Consider the following 20,103-nt stretch of genomic DNA (forward strand, 5'->3'; position numbering starts at 1 on the left):
CCGGCGGCCAGTACCAGCCCACCCGCCGAGGACAGCAGTACGAACAGCGACAGCGCGGCGTCGCGGGTGAGCTCGTGCAGATGCCACGCGGCATCGGCCTTGGGCCCGAAGACATTCCCGAGCCGGTCCGGCGTCATCGACTCGATCAGACCGTTGTCCGCGATTCCGGCCGCATGCACAACGCCCACCAGCGGATGCTCGGCCGAGATGCCGTCCAGCAGTGCGGCTACCGCGTCCCGATCCGACACATCGCAGGCGGCGATCGCGACCTGCGCGCCGAGCTCGACGAGCTCATCGCGCAGCTCCGCGGCGCCGGGCGCGCCCAGACCCCGACGAGACGTCAGGAGCAGGTGGCGCACACCGTGTTCGGTCACCAGATGCCGGGCGATCACCGCACCCAGACCGCCGGTGCCACCGGTCACCAGCACGGTGCCCGGCTCAATCGGACGAGCGATCGCATCGGATGTGTGGCGGCCGAAGCGCGGCACCAGCACCTGCTGCCCACGCAGCGCGGACTCCGGTTCCGCGGCCATCGCCGCGGTCGCGACGGAGACCGGATCGTGGTCGCCGTCCAGGTCCAGGAGCTGGAATCGACCCGGGTGCTCCGCCTGCGCGGCGCGCACCAACCCCCAGACGGGCGCCTGGTCCAGCCGCACCGAATCGGAATCGGCAACGGCCACAGCGTGTCTGGTCGACACCACCAAACGGGAACCGGCGAAACGGGTTTCGGCCAGCCAACCCTGGACGGTGTCCAGGACCCGGGCCACCGTACGGCGTGCGGCCTGTGGCGGCGCACCGTCCTCGAATGGGCTCTGCAGCAGCACGATCTCGGGAACGACCGCGTCCGGGTTCGCATCCAGATCGGCTATCAGCGCCGCGAGGTCACCGTAGCCCCGTACCCCATCGGAATCTCGGCCCCAGCCGAGCGCGGCCAGCCGGCCGGGCTCCGCCGCCGCGGGCGGGGCAATAGTGCTCCATTCCACGCGGAACAGGGATTCCGCGGCGTGGTCGGCGGCCAGGCGATCGGCCGACACGGGTCGGGACACCAGCGCACCGACCGACAGCACCGGGTGCCCCTGGTCATCGGCCAGCTGCACGGCGAACCTGGTGCCGTCGACCGCGATTCGGACCCGCACCGCGGCGGCGCCGGCGGAGTGCAGCACCACGCGGTTCCAGGTGTAGGGCAGGGCCGGGAAATCACCGACACCATCCCGAAGACCGTGCACGATGCCGACGTGCAGCGCGGCGTCGAGCAACGCCGGATGAACGCCGAAGCCGTTGCCGTCCTGCGGATCCGGCAGCGTGACCTCGGCGAACAACTCGTCACCGCGCCGCCACGCCGCCTGCAAACCCTGGAAGAACGGGCCGTAGCCGTACCCGAGGTCGAACAACTCGTCGTAGACGCCCGCGAGGGGAGTCGGCTGCGCACCCGCCGGCGGCCACACGGCCAGATCGAAATCGGCCGCCGTCTCGCCCGGTGCGAGCACACCTTCGGCGTGCAGCAACCACGGCCCCTCGGCGGTCTGCCGCGAATGCACGGTCAGCCGGCGGCGACCGGCCTCGTCCGCGCCGGCCACCACGACCTGTACCACGACGCTGCCTTCCGCAGGCATCGTCAACGGAGTATGCAGGACGAGCTCATCCACCACCTCGCAGCCCAGGACGCCGCCGACGTAGCTCGCCAGCTCCACGAACCCGGTACCCGGTAGCAACACCACCCCGAGCACGCTGTGGTCGGCCAGCCACGCCACCGAGTCCACCGACCATCGGCCGGTGAAACTCACCTCGCCCGACTCCGGATGCGACACCATCGCACCGAGCAGCGGATGCTCCACCGCGTCCAGCCCGACCGAGCCGACCCCGCCCAGTTCGGCGCCCAGCCACGACTTCGCCAGCATCTGCCGGGGATCGAGCCAGAACCGCTCGTGCTGGAAGGCGTAGGTGGGCAGGTCGATTCGCCGGCCACCGGCATGCAGACCGGACCAGTCCACGTCGGCGCCGGAGACGAACAACCCGGCCACCCCAGCCAATACGGTGGGCGCATCGGCCCGACCCCGACGCGCCAAGGGCACGATCGCCGGAGTCGCGGTCAGCTGTCCCGAATCGGCGATCTGCGCGATCATCGGGGTCAGCACCGCGTCGGGGCCGACCTCGGCGAACCGGGACACACCAAGACCCGTCATCGCGACGACCGCGTCGGCGAAACGCACAGTGTCACGGACCTGACCGACCCAATACGCCGGATCCGACATCTCCTCCGTGACGCGCGCACCGGTCACCGTCGACACCAACGCGATACTCGGGCGACCGAACGTCAAACCCTCGATCACCGAAGCGAACTCGGCCAGCATCGGCTCCATCAGAGCCGAATGGAAAGCATGCGACACCCGCAATCGGTGCGTCCGCCACCCATGTTCCACGCAGATGTCGACAACGGTCTGTACCGCGTCCGCGACGCCGGACAGCACCACCGACGAAGGACCATTCACCGCCGCGATCGACACCCCATCGACACCGACCAGCAACGGCAGCACATCGGCCTCGGAAGCACGAACAGCGACCATCGCACCACCGGAAGGCAACGCCTGCATCAACCGGCCACGCGCAGCCACCAACACACACGCATCCTCGAGCGACAACACCCCGGCCACATGCGCGGCGGCGATCTCACCGATCGAGTGCCCGGCCACCACATCCGTTCGTACGCCCCACGATTCGAGCAGCCGGAACAACGCCACCTCGAACGCGAACAGACCCGCTTGCGCGAAGACAGTCTGATCGACCGAATCCTCGTCCGACAGCGCGATATCCAGAGCACCAGGCTGCCCCAGCAGCGGATCCAGCTGCGCGACAATCGCATTGAAGTGCTCGGCGAAAACCGGGTACACGGCACGCAACTCGGCCGCCATACCGGACCACTGCGCACCCTGACCGGAGAACACCAGCCCCGTCGTACCCGGCACCACCCGGCCGGTCACCACACCAGAAGTGGTTTCGGCGCGGCCCAGCGCCCGCATACCCGCCAGCAGCGAATCACGATCCTCGGCCAGAACAACCGCACGATGATCGAACACCGCACGCGTGGACGCCAACGAGAAACCGACATCCACCGGATCCAGGTCCTCATCGCCGACATGGGATGCCAGCCGCTCGGCCTGCGCGGCAAGAGCCTGTCCGCCGCGCGCCGAGACCACCCACGGCAGCAATCCGTCGGCCGGAGCGGCCGCCACCGGCTCCGGCCGCACAGCCGGGGCCTGTTCGATGATGACGTGCGCATTCGTGCCGCTGATACCGAACGACGACACACCCGCACGACGCGGCCGATCCACCTCCGGCCAGGCCACCGGCTCGGTCAGCAAGCGCACATCGCCCTCGGACCAATCCACCTTGGAACTGGGCGCATCGACGTGCAGCGTCTTCGGCAGCACGCCGTGGCGCATCGCCATGACCATCTTGATCACACCACCGACACCGGCAGCGGCCTGAGCATGACCGATATTGGACTTCAACGACCCCAACCACAACGGCCGATCCGCATCACGACCCTGCCCGTACGTAGCCAAAAGGGCTTGGGCTTCGATCGGATCACCCAACGTGGTACCGGTGCCATGGGCTTCCACCACATCCACCTCGGTCGCGGCGATCCCGGCATTGGCCAGCGCCTGCCCGATCACCCGCCGCTGCGAGGGACCGTTCGGCGCGGTCAAACCATTCGACGCGCCATCCTGATTCACCGCCGAACCGGTCAGCACCGCGAGCACCCGATGACCATTGCGCTGGGCGTCGGACAACCGCTCCAAAACCAGGATGCCGACACCTTCCGACCAGCCCACCCCATCGGCGGTGTCGGAGAACGACTTACACCGGCCGTCCGCCGACAACCCGCGCTGCCGGCTGAATTCCACGAACGTCTCCGGGGTGGCCATGACGGTCACACCACCGGCCAAGGCCATATCACATTCACCCGACCGCAGCGAGGCCGCGGCCGAATGCATGGCAACCAACGACGACGAACACGCCGTATCCACGGTGACCGACGGCCCCTCCAGACCGAACACATACGAAACCCGCCCCGAGGCAATAGATCCCGCGTTCGCGTTGGCCGGATAGTCGTGATACATCATGCCGACCCACACACCGGTCCGACTGCCCCGCAGCGCGCCGGGATCGACGCCGGCCCGCTCGAACGCCTCCCACGAGGTCTCCAACAGCAGGAATTGCTGCGGATCCATCAGCGCGGCTTCGTTCGGGCTGATATTGAAGAACGCGGGATCGAATTCACCTGCGGCATGCAGGAATCCACCCTCACGGGTGTATGTGCTGTTCGGCTTCTCCCCAGCCGCATCGTAGAGACGATCGACATCCCAACCACGATTCACGGGGAACTGCGAGGCGGCATCCGTCCCCGTCGCCACCAGATTCCACAGCTCCTCGGGAGAACCGACCCCACCCGGATACCGGCACGCCATACCCACGATCGCAATGGGCTCGTCGAGTTGACGGTCGCGGGTCTGCAGCGCTGCGCGAACAGCAGTCGCCGAGCCCTGGCGGTCGGCGAACTCGCCGGCCAGGTATTCGGCCAGCGCCTGCGGCGACGGATAGTCGAACACCAAACTCGCCGGCAACCGCAGACCCGTCACGGTCGCGAGGGCATTGCGGAATTCGACCGCGGAGATCGAATCGAAGCCCAGCTCGCTGAAGGCCCTGTCGGGTGCGATCGCATTCGCGTTCCGATGGCCCAGAATCGCCGCGACCTGACCGCGAACGGTTTCGACGAGCACACCCAGGCGCTCGCTGTCGGCAGCAGCGGCCAAACGCGACCGCAGCGCCGTTGCGCCGCCCGAGGCCGTCCGACGGCGAGCAGGAAGCAGGGCGGACAGCAGGGCCGTGGCAGACCCCGCCGTGCGGATGCCGTCCAGATCGAGACGGGCCAGCACGGGAGCGGCCGCGTCCATTCCGGAAGCGGCGTCGAACAGCGCCAGACCCTGTTCTTCCGTCAGCGGCAGCATGCCCGACCGAGACATCCGGCGCCGCTCGGTGTCGCCGAGCTCCGCGCCCATACCGCCGTCCGCGCCCCACAGCCCCCACGCGAGCGACTGCCCGCTGCGCCCGGATGCCTTGCGGTGCAACGCCACCGCGTCCAAACAGGCGTTGGCCGCGGCATAGTTGCCCTGCCCCGGATTGCCGAAGGTGCCGGCCGCCGAACTGAACAGCACGAACGCCCGCAACGGCAGATCGGCGGTCAGCTCGTGCAGGTGCAGGGCGGCATCGACCTTCGGCCGCAACACCGCGTCCATCCGCTCCGGGGTGAGTGCGGCGATCGCGCCGTCGTCGAGCACACCAGCCGTATGGAACACACCGGCGAGCGGACGGTCCGCGGGAATAGCGGCGAGCACGGCGGCCAGCGCGTCACGGTCGGCGACATCGCACGCGGCGAACTCGACCTCGGCACCGAGCCGCTGCAGCTGGTCCCGCAGTTCGGTTACGCCGGGGGCGGATGCACCGCGCCGACTCAGCAGCAGCAGACGGCGAACACCGCGCGTGGCCACCAGATGCCGAGCGAACAATCCACCGAGATAGCCGCTGGCACCGGTGATCAGAACCGTGTCATCCGGAGCGAAGGACGAGCCGGTGGCCGACGCGGGGGTCGCCCGGACAAGTCGCGCACCGAAGACCTGTCCGCCACGCACCGCAACCTGCGGTTCCTCGGCAGCCAGAATCCCGCCCAGCAGACCGTCGATGTCGGAATCGCTGTCCACCAACACGATCCGGCCACGACTCTCCGCCTCGGCCGTACGGACCAGACCGGCCACGGCAGCACCGGCCAGATTCGTAATATCCTCCCCGGCAACCGATACCGCACCGCTGGTCCGGACCACCAAGGCCGACTCGTCGAACCGCTCATCGACAAGCCACGACTGCAGCACCCGCAGCACACCGTGCGTCGCGGCCCGAACCGTATCCGGCTCATTACCCGCCGGACAGTCCAGTACCACCGCGGCGGGCACCTCGTCACCCAGATCCGCCCACGACACCGCATCGATTCCGGTGCCGGACACCGCGATCGGTGTCCACTCGACCTGGAATACGGCGTTGCGCGCAACGGACGCACCGGTGCTGAGCTGCCCGGGATCGATCGGCCGGGATGCCAGCTGCCGCACCGTCGCCACCGCGGCTCCGGTCGAATCCGCCAGATCCACCGCCACGGCACGATCACCCACCCGGGTCAACCGCACCCGCAGCGCACCGGCACCCGCCGCGTGCACCGTGACACCGGACCACTCGAACGGCAACTCCGGGCCGGCGCCCTCGGCGCGCGGGTGGCCGGCCAGTCGCAGCGCATGCAGCGCGGCATCGAGCAGCGCCGGATGCAGCCCAAAACCCTGGCCGTCCTGTGGATCCGGGAGGGCGACCTCGGCGAACACCTCCTCGTCGCGCTGCCACGCCGCCTGTAGGCCCTGGAAGACGGGGCCATACCCGTAACCGGCATCGAGCAGCTCGTCGTAGACACCATCGACGTTCAAAACCTGCGCGCCGGCCGGCGGCCACGCCGCGAGATCCACGACCGGCGCGGCCGTGCTCGGGGCTAGCGTGCCTTCGGCATTCAGCAGCCACGACGACGCCGCATCGGCGTCCCCGTCCGGGCTGGAGAATATCCGCACCCCGCGCCGGCCGGTCTCGTCCGCGGGATCGACCACGATGCGCACCGCGGCCCCATCGGACTCCGACAGCACCAGCGGGGCGCGCAGCACCAGATCGTCCAGGGTCGAGCAGCCGACCCGCTCGCCCGCGTACAGGGCCAGCTCGACGAATCCGGTGCCAGGGAACAACACGGTCCCCAGCACCAGGTGATCGGCCAACCACGGATGCGTCCGCACCGACAAGCGACCGGTCAGGATCATCGCGCCGGAGTCCGGCTGCGATACCACCACCGACACCAACGGATGCGGGGTCGCCACCAGACCCATGGCCCGGGCATCGCCGCCGCCGGCCGACCCCTCGGACATCCAGTACCGCCGACGCTGGAAAGCGTAGGTGGGCAGGTCGATTCGGCGGGCTCCGGTACCGGTGTACAGGCCCGCCCAGTCGAGGTCGGCGCCCGCGACGAACAACCTGGCCAGGCCGGTCGGCACCGCGGACACATCGGCCTGGTCCCGACGCGACAGCGCGGCCACTGTTGCGGCCACGCCATCCCCGGCATCCAGGGTCTGCGCGATCATCGGGGTCAGCACCGCGTCGGGGCCGACCTCGGCGAACCGAGACACTCCTTGATCGACCATCGCGGCAACCGCGTCGGCGAACCGCACGGTGTCGCGAACCTGACCCACCCAATACGCCGGATCGGCCATCTCATCGGTGATCCGGGCACCGGTCACCGTCGACACCAGCGCGATACTCGGGCGACCGAACGTCAAATCCTCGACCGCCGAAGCGAACTCGGCCAGCATCGGCTCCATCAGTGCCGAATGGAAGGCGTGCGACACCCGCAATCGGTGTGTGCGCCAACCCTGTTCGGCGCATCGTGCTGCGACGGCGAGCACATCGGCTTCGACACCGGAGAGCACCACTGACGACGGGCCGTTGACCGCCGCGATCGACACCGCACCGGCCACCAGCAGCGGCAGCACATCGAGCTCGGAGGCGCCCACGGCGACCATCGCCCCACCGGAAGGCAACGCCTGCATCAACCGACCACGCGCAGCCACCAACACACACGCATCCGACAGCGACAACACACCCGCCACATGCGCAGCAGCGACCTCACCGATCGAATGCCCGGCCACCACATCGGCCCGTACGCCCCAGGATTCGAGCAGCCGGAACAACGCCACCTCGAACGCGAACAACCCCGCCTGCGCGAACACCGTCCGATCAACCAGCTCATCGTCCGCCAACGCCACACTCAGCGAAACCGACTGCCCCAGCAGCGGATCCAACTCAGCGACAATCGCATCGAAATGCTCGGCGAACACCGGGTACACGGCACGCAACTCGCCCGCCATACCAGCCCACTGCGCACCCTGACCGGAGAACACCAGCCCCGTCGAACCCGGCACCACCCGGCCGGACACCACACCGGATGCAGGCGCACCCGCGGCCAGCGCCCGCACGCCCGCGAGCAGACCGTCACGGTCATCGGCCACGACGACCGCACGGTGCTCGAACACCGCCCGGGTGGACGCCAGGGAGAAGCCGACGTCGACCGGATCGTGTTCGCCCACATGCGATGCCAGGCGGGCAGCCTGAGCGGCGAGAGCCTCGCTACTGCGGGCCGAGATCACCCACGGCCGCGCCGCCGGTGCCGCGGCCGGCTCCGGAGCCGGGGCCACGACGGGCGCGGTCACCGGGGCCTGCTCCACGATGAGGTGGGCATTCGTACCGCTGATACCGAACGACGACACACCCGCACGACGCGGCCGATCCACCTCCGGCCAGGCCACCGGCTCGGTCAACAACCGAACATGACCCTCGGACCAATCCACCTTGGAACTGGGCGCATCGACGTGCAGCGTCCTCGGCAGCACGCCGTGGCGCATCGCCATGACCATCTTGATCACACCGCCGACACCGGCAGCGGCTTGCGCGTGACCGATATTGGACTTCAACGACCCCAACCACAACGGCCGATCCGCAGCACGCTCCTGGCCATACGTGGCAATCAGCGCCTGCGCCTCGATCGGATCGCCCAAGGTCGTACCCGTGCCGTGGGCTTCCACCACGTCCACCTCGGTCGCAGACACACCGGCATTGGCCAACGCCTGACGGATCACCCGCCGCTGCGACGGACCATTCGGCGCGGAGAAACCATTCGACGCACCATCCTGATTCACCGCCGAACCAGCGATCACCGCAAGCACGTCATGACCATTGCGGCGGGCGTCCGACAACCGCTCCAACACCAGCACACCGGCACCCTCGGACCAGCCGACGCCATCGGCCGTGTCGGAGAAGGACTTACACCGGCCATCCGGCGACAAACCCCGCTGCCGGCCGAACTCGAGGAACATGTCCGGCGTCCCCATCACCGCCACACCACCGGCCAGCGCCAGATCGCACTCACCGGACCGCAGCGACTGTGCGGCCAGATGCAGGGCGACCAGCGAGGACGAGCACGCGGTGTCCACGGTGACCGACGGTCCTTCCAGACCGAACACATATGACACCCGGCCCGAAACCAAGCTGCCCGCAGCGCCGCTGCCGGTACCGGTGCGCTGGGCGTAGTCGTGGTACATCAGGCCGGTGAAGACACCGGTCGAACTGCCGCGCAGCACCGCCGGATCCACACCGGCCCGCTCCAGCGCCTCCCACGAGATCTCCAGCAGCAACCGCTGCTGCGGATCCATCATCGTGGCTTCGTTGGGACTGATCCCGAAGAAATCCGCATCGAAATCGGCTGCGGAGTAGAGGAATCCGCCCTGCCGGGTGTAGGTCTTGCCCGCCTTGCCGGGTTCCGGATCGTAGATGCCCTCGATATCCCAGCCGCGGTCCGACGGCATCTCGCCGGTGGTGTCGGTGCCGGAAGTGACCAGGTCCCACAGGTCTTCGGGAGAAGCGACACCACCGGGGTAGCGACAGCTCATCGCCACCACCGCGATCGGGTCGTCGCCCGTGCGCACCCGGCTGATCACCGGCTTTTCGACCGCCGCGATGCCGGTGAGCTGCGAACCGATGAACTCGGCGACAACCTGCGCATTCGGGTAGTCGAAGATCAACGTCGCCGGCAGTTGCAGACCCGTCGCGGCGTTCAGCTTGTTGCGGAACTCGACCGCACTCAACGAATCGAAACCGAGCTGCTGGAAAGCCTGCTGCGGCTCAACAGCATCCACCGACGCATGCCCGAGAGTGGCAGCGGCCACCGATCGGACCAGGTCGAGCAGAGCGCGCGCACGGTCCGCGTCCGACAGCCCGGCCAGCTCGAGCGCAAAGGCCTGGCCCGCAGCGGTCCTGTTCTGCCGGCGGACCGGGGCCGGTGCCAAGGAACGGACCAGAGCGGGGATCTGCTCGCCGCGCGTCCGGAGCACCGCCGGATCGACCCGCAGCGCCACCAGCTGTGCGGTATCGGTCGCGATCGCGGCATCGAACAGCGCCAGACCGTCTGCTTCGGTCAGCGGGGGGAAGCCCTGGCGGCGCATTCGATCGAAGTCATCTTCGGACAGCTCGACACCGAGCCCCGACGATCGCGCCCACAATCCGTAATCCACTGCCGTCGCGGGCAATCCCAGACTTCGGCGGTGCGCCGCGAGCGCATCGAGGAAGACGTTCGCAGCTGCGTAGTTCGCTTGACCAGCGGCCAGCACCAGCCCACCCGCGGACGACAGCAGCACGAACAACGACAGCGAGGCATCACGAGTCAACTCGTGCAGATGCCACGCCGCATCGACCTTGGGCCCGAACACATAATCGACCCGCTCAGCCGTAATCGACTCGACCAAACCGTTGTCCGAGGTCCCCGCCGCGTGCACCACACCCACCAGCGGATGCTCAACCGAAATACCATCCAACAACGCCGCCAGCGCAGACCGATCCGACACATCACACGCGGCAATGCTCACCTGCGCGCCCAGTTCGGTCAGCTCCGCAGCCAGCTCCGCAGCACCCGGAGCATCCGGTCCACGCCGAGACGTCAAAAGCAGATGGCGCACACCATGTTCGACCACCAGATGCCGAGCGATCACCGCACCCAGACCACCCGTACCACCGGTCACCAACACGGTTCCCGGCTCGGACAACCGAACGATCGCGCCCGGCGCGTGCCGGCGCAACCGCGGCACATACGTGCTCATGCCCCGCAGCGCGGCCTCCGGCTCGGTCGCGACGGCGGCCGCCGCGGCGAGCGAATCACCGTCGGCGTCCAGATCGAGCAGCTGGAATCGGCCCGGATGTTCGGCCTGCGCGGCACGCAGCAGACCCCACACCGGCGCCTGACCCAGATCCACCTGCTCCGAATCGGCAACCGCCACCGCACGCCTGGTCAGCACCACCAAACGCGAACCAGCGAAACGCGGTTCGGCCAGCCAACGCTGGACGGTCTCCAGCACGTCCATCGCCACCCGGCGGGCGGCCTCCGGCGGCGCACCCTCGTGGGTTGGGCACTCGAGCAGCACGAGGTCGGGCACGACCGAGTCGGGGTTCGCGTCCAGATCGGCTATCAATGCCGCGAGATCACCGTCGCGCCCGCCGAGTACCGACACACGATCCGGCTCGACACTTGCCGTGGACGGCGCGGCAGCGACCCACTCGATGCCGAAGAGGGCATCCGATACGGAATCCGCGCTGAGTCGATCGGCCGACACCGGCCGAGAGATCAACGCGCCCACCGACAGTACGGGTTGCCCCTGCTCATCGGCCATCTGCACCGCGAACCGGTCGCCCTGCAGCACGATCCGCACCCGCACCGCGGCAGCACCGGTCGCATGCAGCACGACGCGGTTCCAGCTGAACGGCAGCGCCGGGAAACCCTCGAGGCCACCACGCATACCATGGACGATGGCGGCGTGCAGCGCCGCGTCGAACAGCGCGGGGTGGATCCCGAAGCCCTTGGCGTCCTTCGGATCTGGCAGTGCGACCTCGGCGAACACCTCGTCACCGCGCTGCCACGCGGCCCGCAGCCCCTGGAAGAAGGGGCCGTAGCCGTATCCGATGTCGAGCAGTTCGTCGTACGCGCCGTCGACGTCCAGCGGTTGCGCGCCGGCCGGTGGCCACGCGACCAGGTCGAAGTCGGCCATCCCGTCGCCGGGGACGAGCACGCCTTCGGCATGGAGCACCCATGGACCCGCGGCCGTCTGCCGCGAGTGCACGCTCAGTCGCCGGCGACCGGCCTCGTCCGGGGCGGCCACCACGACCTGCACGGCGACATCGCCATCGGCCGTCAGGGTCAACGGAGTATGCAGAACGAGCTCGTCGACCACCTCGCAGCCCAGCAGGCCACCGACGTGACCGGCCAGTTCGACGAATCCGGTGCCCGGAAGCAATACGGTGCCCAGCACGCTGTGGTCCGCCAGCCATTCCACCGAATCCAGCGACCACCGGCCGGTGAAGCTCACCGCTCCCGAATCCGGGTGCGGCACAACGGCCCCCAGCAGCGGATGCGCCGCCGCATCCAGCCCGACCGCGGTGACGCCGCCCAGTTCGGCACCGAGCCACGACTGGGCCAGCATCTGCTTCGCGTCGAGCCAGAACCGTTCGTGCTGGAAGGCATAGGTGGGCAGGTCGATGCGCCGCGCTGCGGAACCGTCGTAGATGGCGGCCCAGTCCGCCTCGGCACCGGCCACGAACAACCCGGCCACCGCACTGGTTGCGGTCACCGCGTCCGCGTGGTCGCGTCTGGTCACCGCAACCGCGGTGGCGTCGCTGAGAGTCTGGGCGACCATCGGGGTCAACACGGCATCGGGGCCGACCTCAGCGAACCTGGAGACACCCGAACCGGCCATCGTGGCAACGGCATCGGCGAACCGGACCGTGTCCCGAACCTGACCCACCCAATACGCCGGATCGGCCATCTCGTCGACGACCTGGGTACCGGTCACCGTCGACACCAACGCGATGGTGGGCCGGCCGAAGGTCAAACCGTCGATCGCCGCAGCGAACTCGGCGAGCATCGGCTCCATCAGAGCCGAATGGAACGCATGCGAAACCCGCAATCGGTGCGTCCGCCAACCACGCTCGGTGCACACCTCGACAACAGCGACGACCGCGTCCTCGACACCGGACAGCACCACCGACGAAGGACCATTCACCGCCGCGATCGACACCGCATCGACACCGGCCAGCAAGGGCAGCACATCGGCCTCGGACGCACCAACAGCGACCATCGCACCACCGGAAGGCAACGCCTGCATCAACCGACCACGCGCGGCCACCAATACACACGCATCCGACAGCGACAACACACCCGCCACATGCGCGGCGGCGATCTCACCGATCGAATGCCCGGCCACCACATCGGCCCGGACTCCCCAGGATTCGAGCAGCCCGTACAACGCCACCTCGAACGCGAACAGACCCGCCTGCGCGAACACCGTCCGATCGACCAGCTCATCGTCCGCCAACGCCGTGCTCAGCGAAACCGACTGTTCCAGCAGCGGATCCAACTCCGCGACAATCGCATCGAAGTGATCGGCGAACACCGGATAGGCAGTCCGCAGCCCGGCGGCCATACCGGCCCACTGCGCACCCTGACCCGAGAACACCACACCCGTCGAACCCGGCACCACGCGGCCGGACACCACACCGGGTGCCTGCGTGCCAGCGGCCAGCGCCCGCACGCCCGCGAGCAGACCGTCACGGTCATCGGCCACCACCACGGCCCGATGCTCGAAGACACTGCGCGTCGACGCCAGCGAGAAACCGATATCGATCGGATCATGGTCGACCACATGCGATGCCAGCCGCGCGGCCTGAGCGGCCAGCGCCTCGCCGCTGCGCGCCGACAGCATCCACGGCACCGCCGGGACGGTCCGGACCGCCGGGACCGACTCGACCGCCGATACCGGGGCCTGCTCGAGAATGAGATGTGCGTTGGTGCCGCTGATGCCGAACGAGGAGACACCCGCACGACGCGGCCGATCCACCTCCGGCCACGCCACCGGCTCGGTCAACAACCGAACATGACCCTCGGACCAATCCACCTTCGTAGACGGCTGATCCACATGCAGGGTCTGCGGCAACAGCCCATGCCGCATCGCCATGACCATCTTGATCACACCACCCACACCGGCAGCGGCCTGAGCATGACCGATGTTGGACTTCAACGACCCGAGCCACAAAGGCCGATCCGCAGCACGCTCTTGCCCATAGGTGGCCAGCAACGCCTGAGCCTCGATCGGATCACCCAGCGTCGTACCCGTGCCGTGGGCTTCCACCACATCGACATCGACCGGCGACACCCCGGCATTGGCCAAGGCCTGACGAATGACTCGCCGCTGCGAGGGACCATTCGGCGCGGTCAAACCATTCGACGCCCCATCCTGATTCACCGCCGAACCAGCGATCACCGCAAGCACGTCATGACCATTGCGACGCGCGTCCGACAACCGCTCCAACACCAGCACACCGGCACCCTCGGCCCAGGCGACGCCATCGGCCGTGTCGGAGAACGACTTACACCGGCCGTCCGGCGACAGCCCCCGCTGCCGGCTGAACTCCACGAAGGTCTCCGGAGTCGCCATCACGGTCACACCACCGGCCAAGGCCAGATCGCACTCACCCGACCGCAGCGACTGTGCCGCCAAATGCATTGTCACCAGCGACGACGAACACGCCGTATCCACCGTGACCGACGGCCCCTCCAGGCCGAACACGTACGAGATCCGGCCGGACGCAATGGATCCCGCGTTCGCGTTGACCGGATAGTCGTGGTACATCATGCCGGCGAAGACACCGGTCGCACTGCCGCGCAGCAGCGTGGGGTCGACGCCGGCCCGCTCGAACGCCTCCCACGAAGTCTCCAACAGCAGGAACTGCTGCGGATCCATCAACGCGGCCTCATTCGGGCTGATATTGAAGAACGCGGGATCGAATTCACCTGCGGCATGCAGGAATCCGCCCGAACGCGTGTACGTGGTGTGCGGTGTTTCCCCGGTCGGGTCGTACAGCCGCTCGGTATCCCAGCCGCGGTTCACCGGGAACTGCGACGTCGCGTCGGTCCCGGTCACGACCAGCTGCCACAGCTCCTCGGGCGATCGGACCCCGCCCGGGTACCGGCACGCCATGCCGACGATCGCGATCGGTTCGCCGTCGAAGGCTTTCGCGGCGGTGACCGCCACGTTGTGCCCGGTGCCGGTGAGCTCGTCGGTCAGGTGCGCGGCCAGCGCCTGCGGTGTGGGGTAGTCGAAGACGACCGCGGCCCCCAGCGACAGGCCGGTGGCGGTCTTGAGCCGGTTACGCAGCTCGACCGCACCCAGGGAATCGAAACCCAGGTCCTGGAAGGCACGATCGGGATCGATCGCGGACGCACTGTCGTGGCCGAGGACGGCCGCGATGTGGGTGCGGACGGTATCGAGCACCGCCTGCCGCTGCCGACCGGCGTCCAGACCCGAAAGCCGTTGCCGCAGACTCGACCCCACCGTCGAGAGCGCCGAGGACCGCCGCACAGCGGGTGCCAGTGCGCGCAGCAGCGGGGGCAGCAGCCCGGCCTCGGCCTGGGCGCGGATCGTGGCGGTGTCGACCATGGCGATCACCGCGTGCGCCGTGCCGCGTTCGAGCACCGCATCCCAACCGGCCAACGCCGGCTCGTCCGGGATCGCGGTGAATCCGGCCCGGCTCATCCGAGCCAGGTCGACCTCACCCAACTGCCCGGCCATACCGCCCGAGCGCGCCCACGGACCCCACGCCAGCGACTGACCGGCCAGTCCGCGGGCTCGCCGGTGGGCCACCAACCCGTCCAGGAAGGCGTTCGCGGCCGCGTAGTTGCCCTGCCCGGGACCGCCCACGGTGCCCGATATCGACGAAAACACCACGAACGCGGCGAGATCCAGGTCCGCGGTCGCCTGGTGCAGATGCCATGCGGCATCCACCTTCGGCGCCAGCACCGCATCCACCCGCTGGGTGTTCAAGGAGGCGATGACCCCGTCGTCGAGCACACCCGCGGCATGGATCACACCGGTCAACGGCCACTGCGCGGGGATGTCGGCCAGCAGCCCGGCCACCGCGTCGGCGTCGGTGACATCACACGCCACCACCCGCACCTGCGCACCCAATTGCTCCAGCTCGGCGCACAACTCCGCGCTGCCCTCGACCCGAGGACCACGGCGACTCACCAGCAGCAACGACCGCACGCCGTGCTCGGCCACCACGTGCCGGGCCACCACCGCACCCAAACCGCCTGTGCCACCGGTGATGAGCACCGTTCCCGCACCGAAGGGGTCGTCGGCGGCCGATGCGGACGCGACGGGCGCGGGTCGGGTGAGCCGCGCGGTGTGGGTGATGCCGGCACGCAGGACCACCTGGGGTTCGCCCACGGCCACGACAGTGGCCGCGACGGACGGGTCGACGGCGGTGTCGGTGTCCACCAGGACGATTCGTCCCGGATCCTCGGTCTGCGCGGTCCGCACCAAGCCCCACACCGCGGCGCCGGCGAGATCGGTGAGGTCCTCCCCGGCCAGTGCGACCGCACCGCGGGTGGCGACCAGCAGGGTGCTCGCGGCGAACCGGTCCTCGGACAGCCACGCCTGTACCACCTCGAGGACGCGTGCGACCTCGGCATGGGTAGCGGTCACCACGTCGGTGCCGGAGGCTTCGCCCCACCCGGCCCCGGTCTCGACCACCACGACCGGCGGCACGGCCGCTTCCGGATCCAGCCGGTCCCACGGGACCGAACCCGAATCCACTGCGGGCGAATCGGATTCGACCGGCGACCACACCACTTCCAGCAACGGGTCGGCCGCGCCGCTCGCACCCGCGGCGAGCTGCTCCAGTCGCATGGGCCGGGGCGTCACCGATCCGGACAACACCGGCTGACCCTGCTCGTCCGCCGCCCACAGCGACACCGACGATCCGGTGGTGGTCAATCGAACGCGCAGCACCGATGCCTCGGCCGCGTGCAGCGCGACCGACTCCCACGAGAAGGGCAGCACGACTTGCCCGGCCGCCACCGCGAACGGTGAATCCGACTGTCCCGCAGCATTATCGAGGACGCCGGCCAGCAGACCGGCCTGCAGTGCCCCGTCCAGCAGCGCCGGATGAATCCCGAATCCTTCGGCGCGCGCACCACTATCGGCGTCGATGGCGATCTCGGCGAATACCTCGGCGCCACGTCGCCACAACGCCCGCACACTCTGGAAGGCCGGACCGTATTCGTAGCCCCGTGCCGACAGGGCCGTGTACGCGGACGCGACATCGAGATCGGTCGCCGCGGCCGGCGGCCAGGTCTGCGATGCGGGCGCGGCCGTGTCGTCCGGGGTGGTCAGCTGCCCCCGCGCGTTCAGGACCCACTGACCGTCCGGGTCGTGCTCACTGCGCGAGTAGATCGAGATCGGCCGCTGCGCGAACTCCGGTCCGGGTCCGCCGACGACAACCTGGATCCGCACACCGCCCGAGGCGGGCAGCAGCAGCGGCGCCTGCAGCGTCAGGTCGTCGATCACCGGGTATCCGGCTTCGGCGCCGGCGCGCAAGGCCAGCTCGACGAAGCCGGTCCCCGGCAGCAGGACCGAACCGGCGACCGCGTGGTCGGCCAGCCACGGCTGCGTCGCCGCCGACAACCGGCCGGTCAACAGCACGTCGCCGGACTTGGCTTCCGATACGACCGCACCCAGCAGCGGATGCCCCATCGCGCCGAGCCCCACCGATTCGACACCGGCGGCGCCGAGCGCGGGTTCGAGCCAGAAGCGGCGGCGGTCGAAGGCATAGGTGGGCAGTTCCACCGGTGCCGGGTTCGGGTCCGCGAGCACCGCGTTCCAGCGCACCGGCACCGCGCGCACAGACAACCGCGCGACCGCGGCGAGGATCTCGGCGGGTTCGTCACGCTCGGGATGCAGCACCGCCACCGCGGTTGCCGCCTCGGGCAGGCACTCGGCCGTCATCGCCGACAGCACCGAGTCGGGACCGACTTCCACGAAGGTGTCCACACCGTCGGCCCAGGCCGCGGCCGCGGCGTCGGCGAATCGCACCGGCCGCCGCACCTGATCGACCCAGTACTGCGGCGAGCACCACAGGCCGGGATCCGCCACCGCCCCGGTGACGGTCGAGATCACCGGAATCCGGGGCGGATCGAAGCGCAGTGTCGCGACCACCTCGGCGAACTGCGCCAGCATCGGTTCCATCAACGAGGAATGGAAGGCATGGCTGACCCGCAAGCGTTTGACGCGTCGCCCGCGCTCGCGCAGCTGCTCGGCGAGCACGTCAACGACCTCCGCACGACCGGAGATCACCACTGCCGCAGGGCCGTTGACCGCGGCCACGTCCACCCCGTCGACACCGTCCAGCAGTGCGGTGATCTCCTGCTCACCGGCCTGCACCGCGAGCATCGCTGCGCCGGTCGGCAATTCCTGCATCAACCGGCCCCGCGCGGCGACCAACGTGCACGCATCGGCCAGGCTCAGCACGCCGGCGACATGCGCGGCGGCGATCTCACCGATCGAATGGCCGAACACCACATCCGCGGTGACACCCCATGATTCGAGCAGGCGATACAGCGCCACCTCGACCGCGAACAGCGCCGGCTGGGTCAACCGGGTCTGCTCCAATTCGGTTCCGGAGCTGATCGCATCGCGCAAGGAGAGCCCGAGCAGCGGATCCAGCCGCGCGCAGACCTGGTCGAACGCCTCGGCGAACACCGGGAACCGTTGATACAGCTGCTGACCCATGCCCACCCGCTGGGAGCCCTGTCCGGCGAACATGACACCGACCCGCGACGCCGTGCCCGATCCGACCGCGACATCGGGGCCCGGTTCGCCGGCCGCCACCGTGGCCAGTCGGCGCAGCAGCTCGGCCCGGTCGTCCCCGACGACCACGGCCCGATGCGCGAACAGCGTGCGAGTCGAGATCAGCGCATGCGCCACCGCGGACACCGACACCGCGGGATCGGCGGCGACGAACTCGTGCAACCGCGCGGCCTGCGCCCGCAGCGAGGCCTCCGACTTCGCCGACACCACCCACGGAACCGCAACCGCGACAGTGCTTCCCGAGCCGCCGGGGTTGGTGCCCGGCTCGGACTCGGCCGGTTCGCCGGCGGGTACGTGTTCGAGGATGACGTGCGCGTTGGTGCCGCTGATGCCGAAGGAGGACACCGCGGCCCGGCGGGGCCGGTCCGCCGCCTCGGGCCAATCCCGTTTCCGGGTCAGCAGTTCGATCGCGCCGGTGGACCAGTCCACCCGCGGGGTGGGCTCGTCGACGTGCAGGGTCGGTGGCATCACCCCGTGCCGCATCGCCATGATCATCTTGATCATGCCGCCGACACCCGCCGCGGCCACCGAGTGACCGATATTGGATTTCAGCGACCCGAGCCACAGTGGCCGCTGCGGATCACGGTCCTGTCCGTAGGTGGCGAGCAGGGCGTGCGCTTCGATCGGATCCCCCAGCACCGTGCCGGTGCCGTGCGCCTCCACCACATCCACGTCGTCGGTCGAGAGCCGCCCGTTGGCCAGCGCGGCGCGGATCACCCGCTGCTGCGAGGGACCGTTCGGCACGGTCAAGCCGTTGGACGCGCCGTCCTGATTGATCGCCGTTCCGCGGATCACCGCCCACACTCGATGCCCGTGTCGCTGCGCGTCGGACAGCCGCTCCAGCACCAGCATGCCCGCGCCCTCGGACCAGCCCGTGCCATCCGCCGACGCCGCGAACGACTTGCACCGGCCATCGGCCGCCAACCCCCGCTGCCGGGAGAACTCCACGAACATCCCGGGCGAGCCCATGACCGTCACGCCACCGGCCAACGCCATCGCGCACTCCCCCGAGCGCAGCGACTGGGCCGCCAGATGCACCGCCACCAGCGACGACGAGCACGCGGTGTCCACCGACACCGCGGGGCCCTCCAGTCCGAGCGCGTACGCGACCCGGCCCGACACCACGCTGCCGGTCGTACCGGTCAGCAGGTAGCCCCGCAGATCCACCGGACCCGCGTGCAGCAGATCGGCGTACTCCCCGTTCGACGCACCGGCGAAGACACCGGTATCGGATCCCCGCAACGTCGACGGGTCGATACCGGCTCGTTCCAGGGCTTCCCAGGAGGTTTCCAACAGGATCCGCTGCTGCGGGTCCATCGCCAGTGCCTCGCGCGGGCTGATCCCGAAGAACTCCGCGTCGAATTCCGCCGCGTCATAGAGGAACCCGCCCGAGCGCGTGTACGACTTCCCGCGCGCCTGCGGGTCCGGGTCGTAGAGCCCGTCCACATCCCAACCGCGGTCGGCAGGGAACTCACCGACCGCGTCGACGCCCTCCGACACCAGATTCCACAGATCCTCCGGAGAGGCCACCCCACCCGGGTAACGACACGCCACACCCACAACGGCAATGGGCTCGAATTTCTGATCCTCGACTTCCCGCAGCCGCCTGCGGGTTTGGCGCAGATCGACCGTCAGGCGCTTCAGGTAGTCAAGGTGCTTGTTGTCGTCGACCATCTAAGTTCCCAAAATCCTTCCGAACTCGAGCCAAGCTCGAGGAATTCAG

1 protein-coding gene (only partly in view) is annotated in these 20,103 nt (G+C 69.1%); it reads right to left on the minus strand.

All coding sequences use genetic code 11. The features are described from left to right. Positions 1-20,054: the 5' portion of an SDR family NAD(P)-dependent oxidoreductase gene (locus ACHQ4I_RS06900; protein ID WP_420770849.1), read on the minus strand. It extends 5,986 nt beyond the left edge of the window; the window shows 20,054 of its 26,040 coding nt (coding positions 1-20,054); it begins with the start codon at positions 20,052-20,054; its stop codon lies beyond the left edge, outside the window. Positions 20,055-20,103 lie beyond the last annotated feature (49 nt).

Origin of the sequence: Nocardia nepalensis (genome assembly GCF_048910785.1) — a bacterium.
GTDB lineage: Bacteria > Actinomycetota > Actinomycetes > Mycobacteriales > Mycobacteriaceae > Nocardia > Nocardia nepalensis.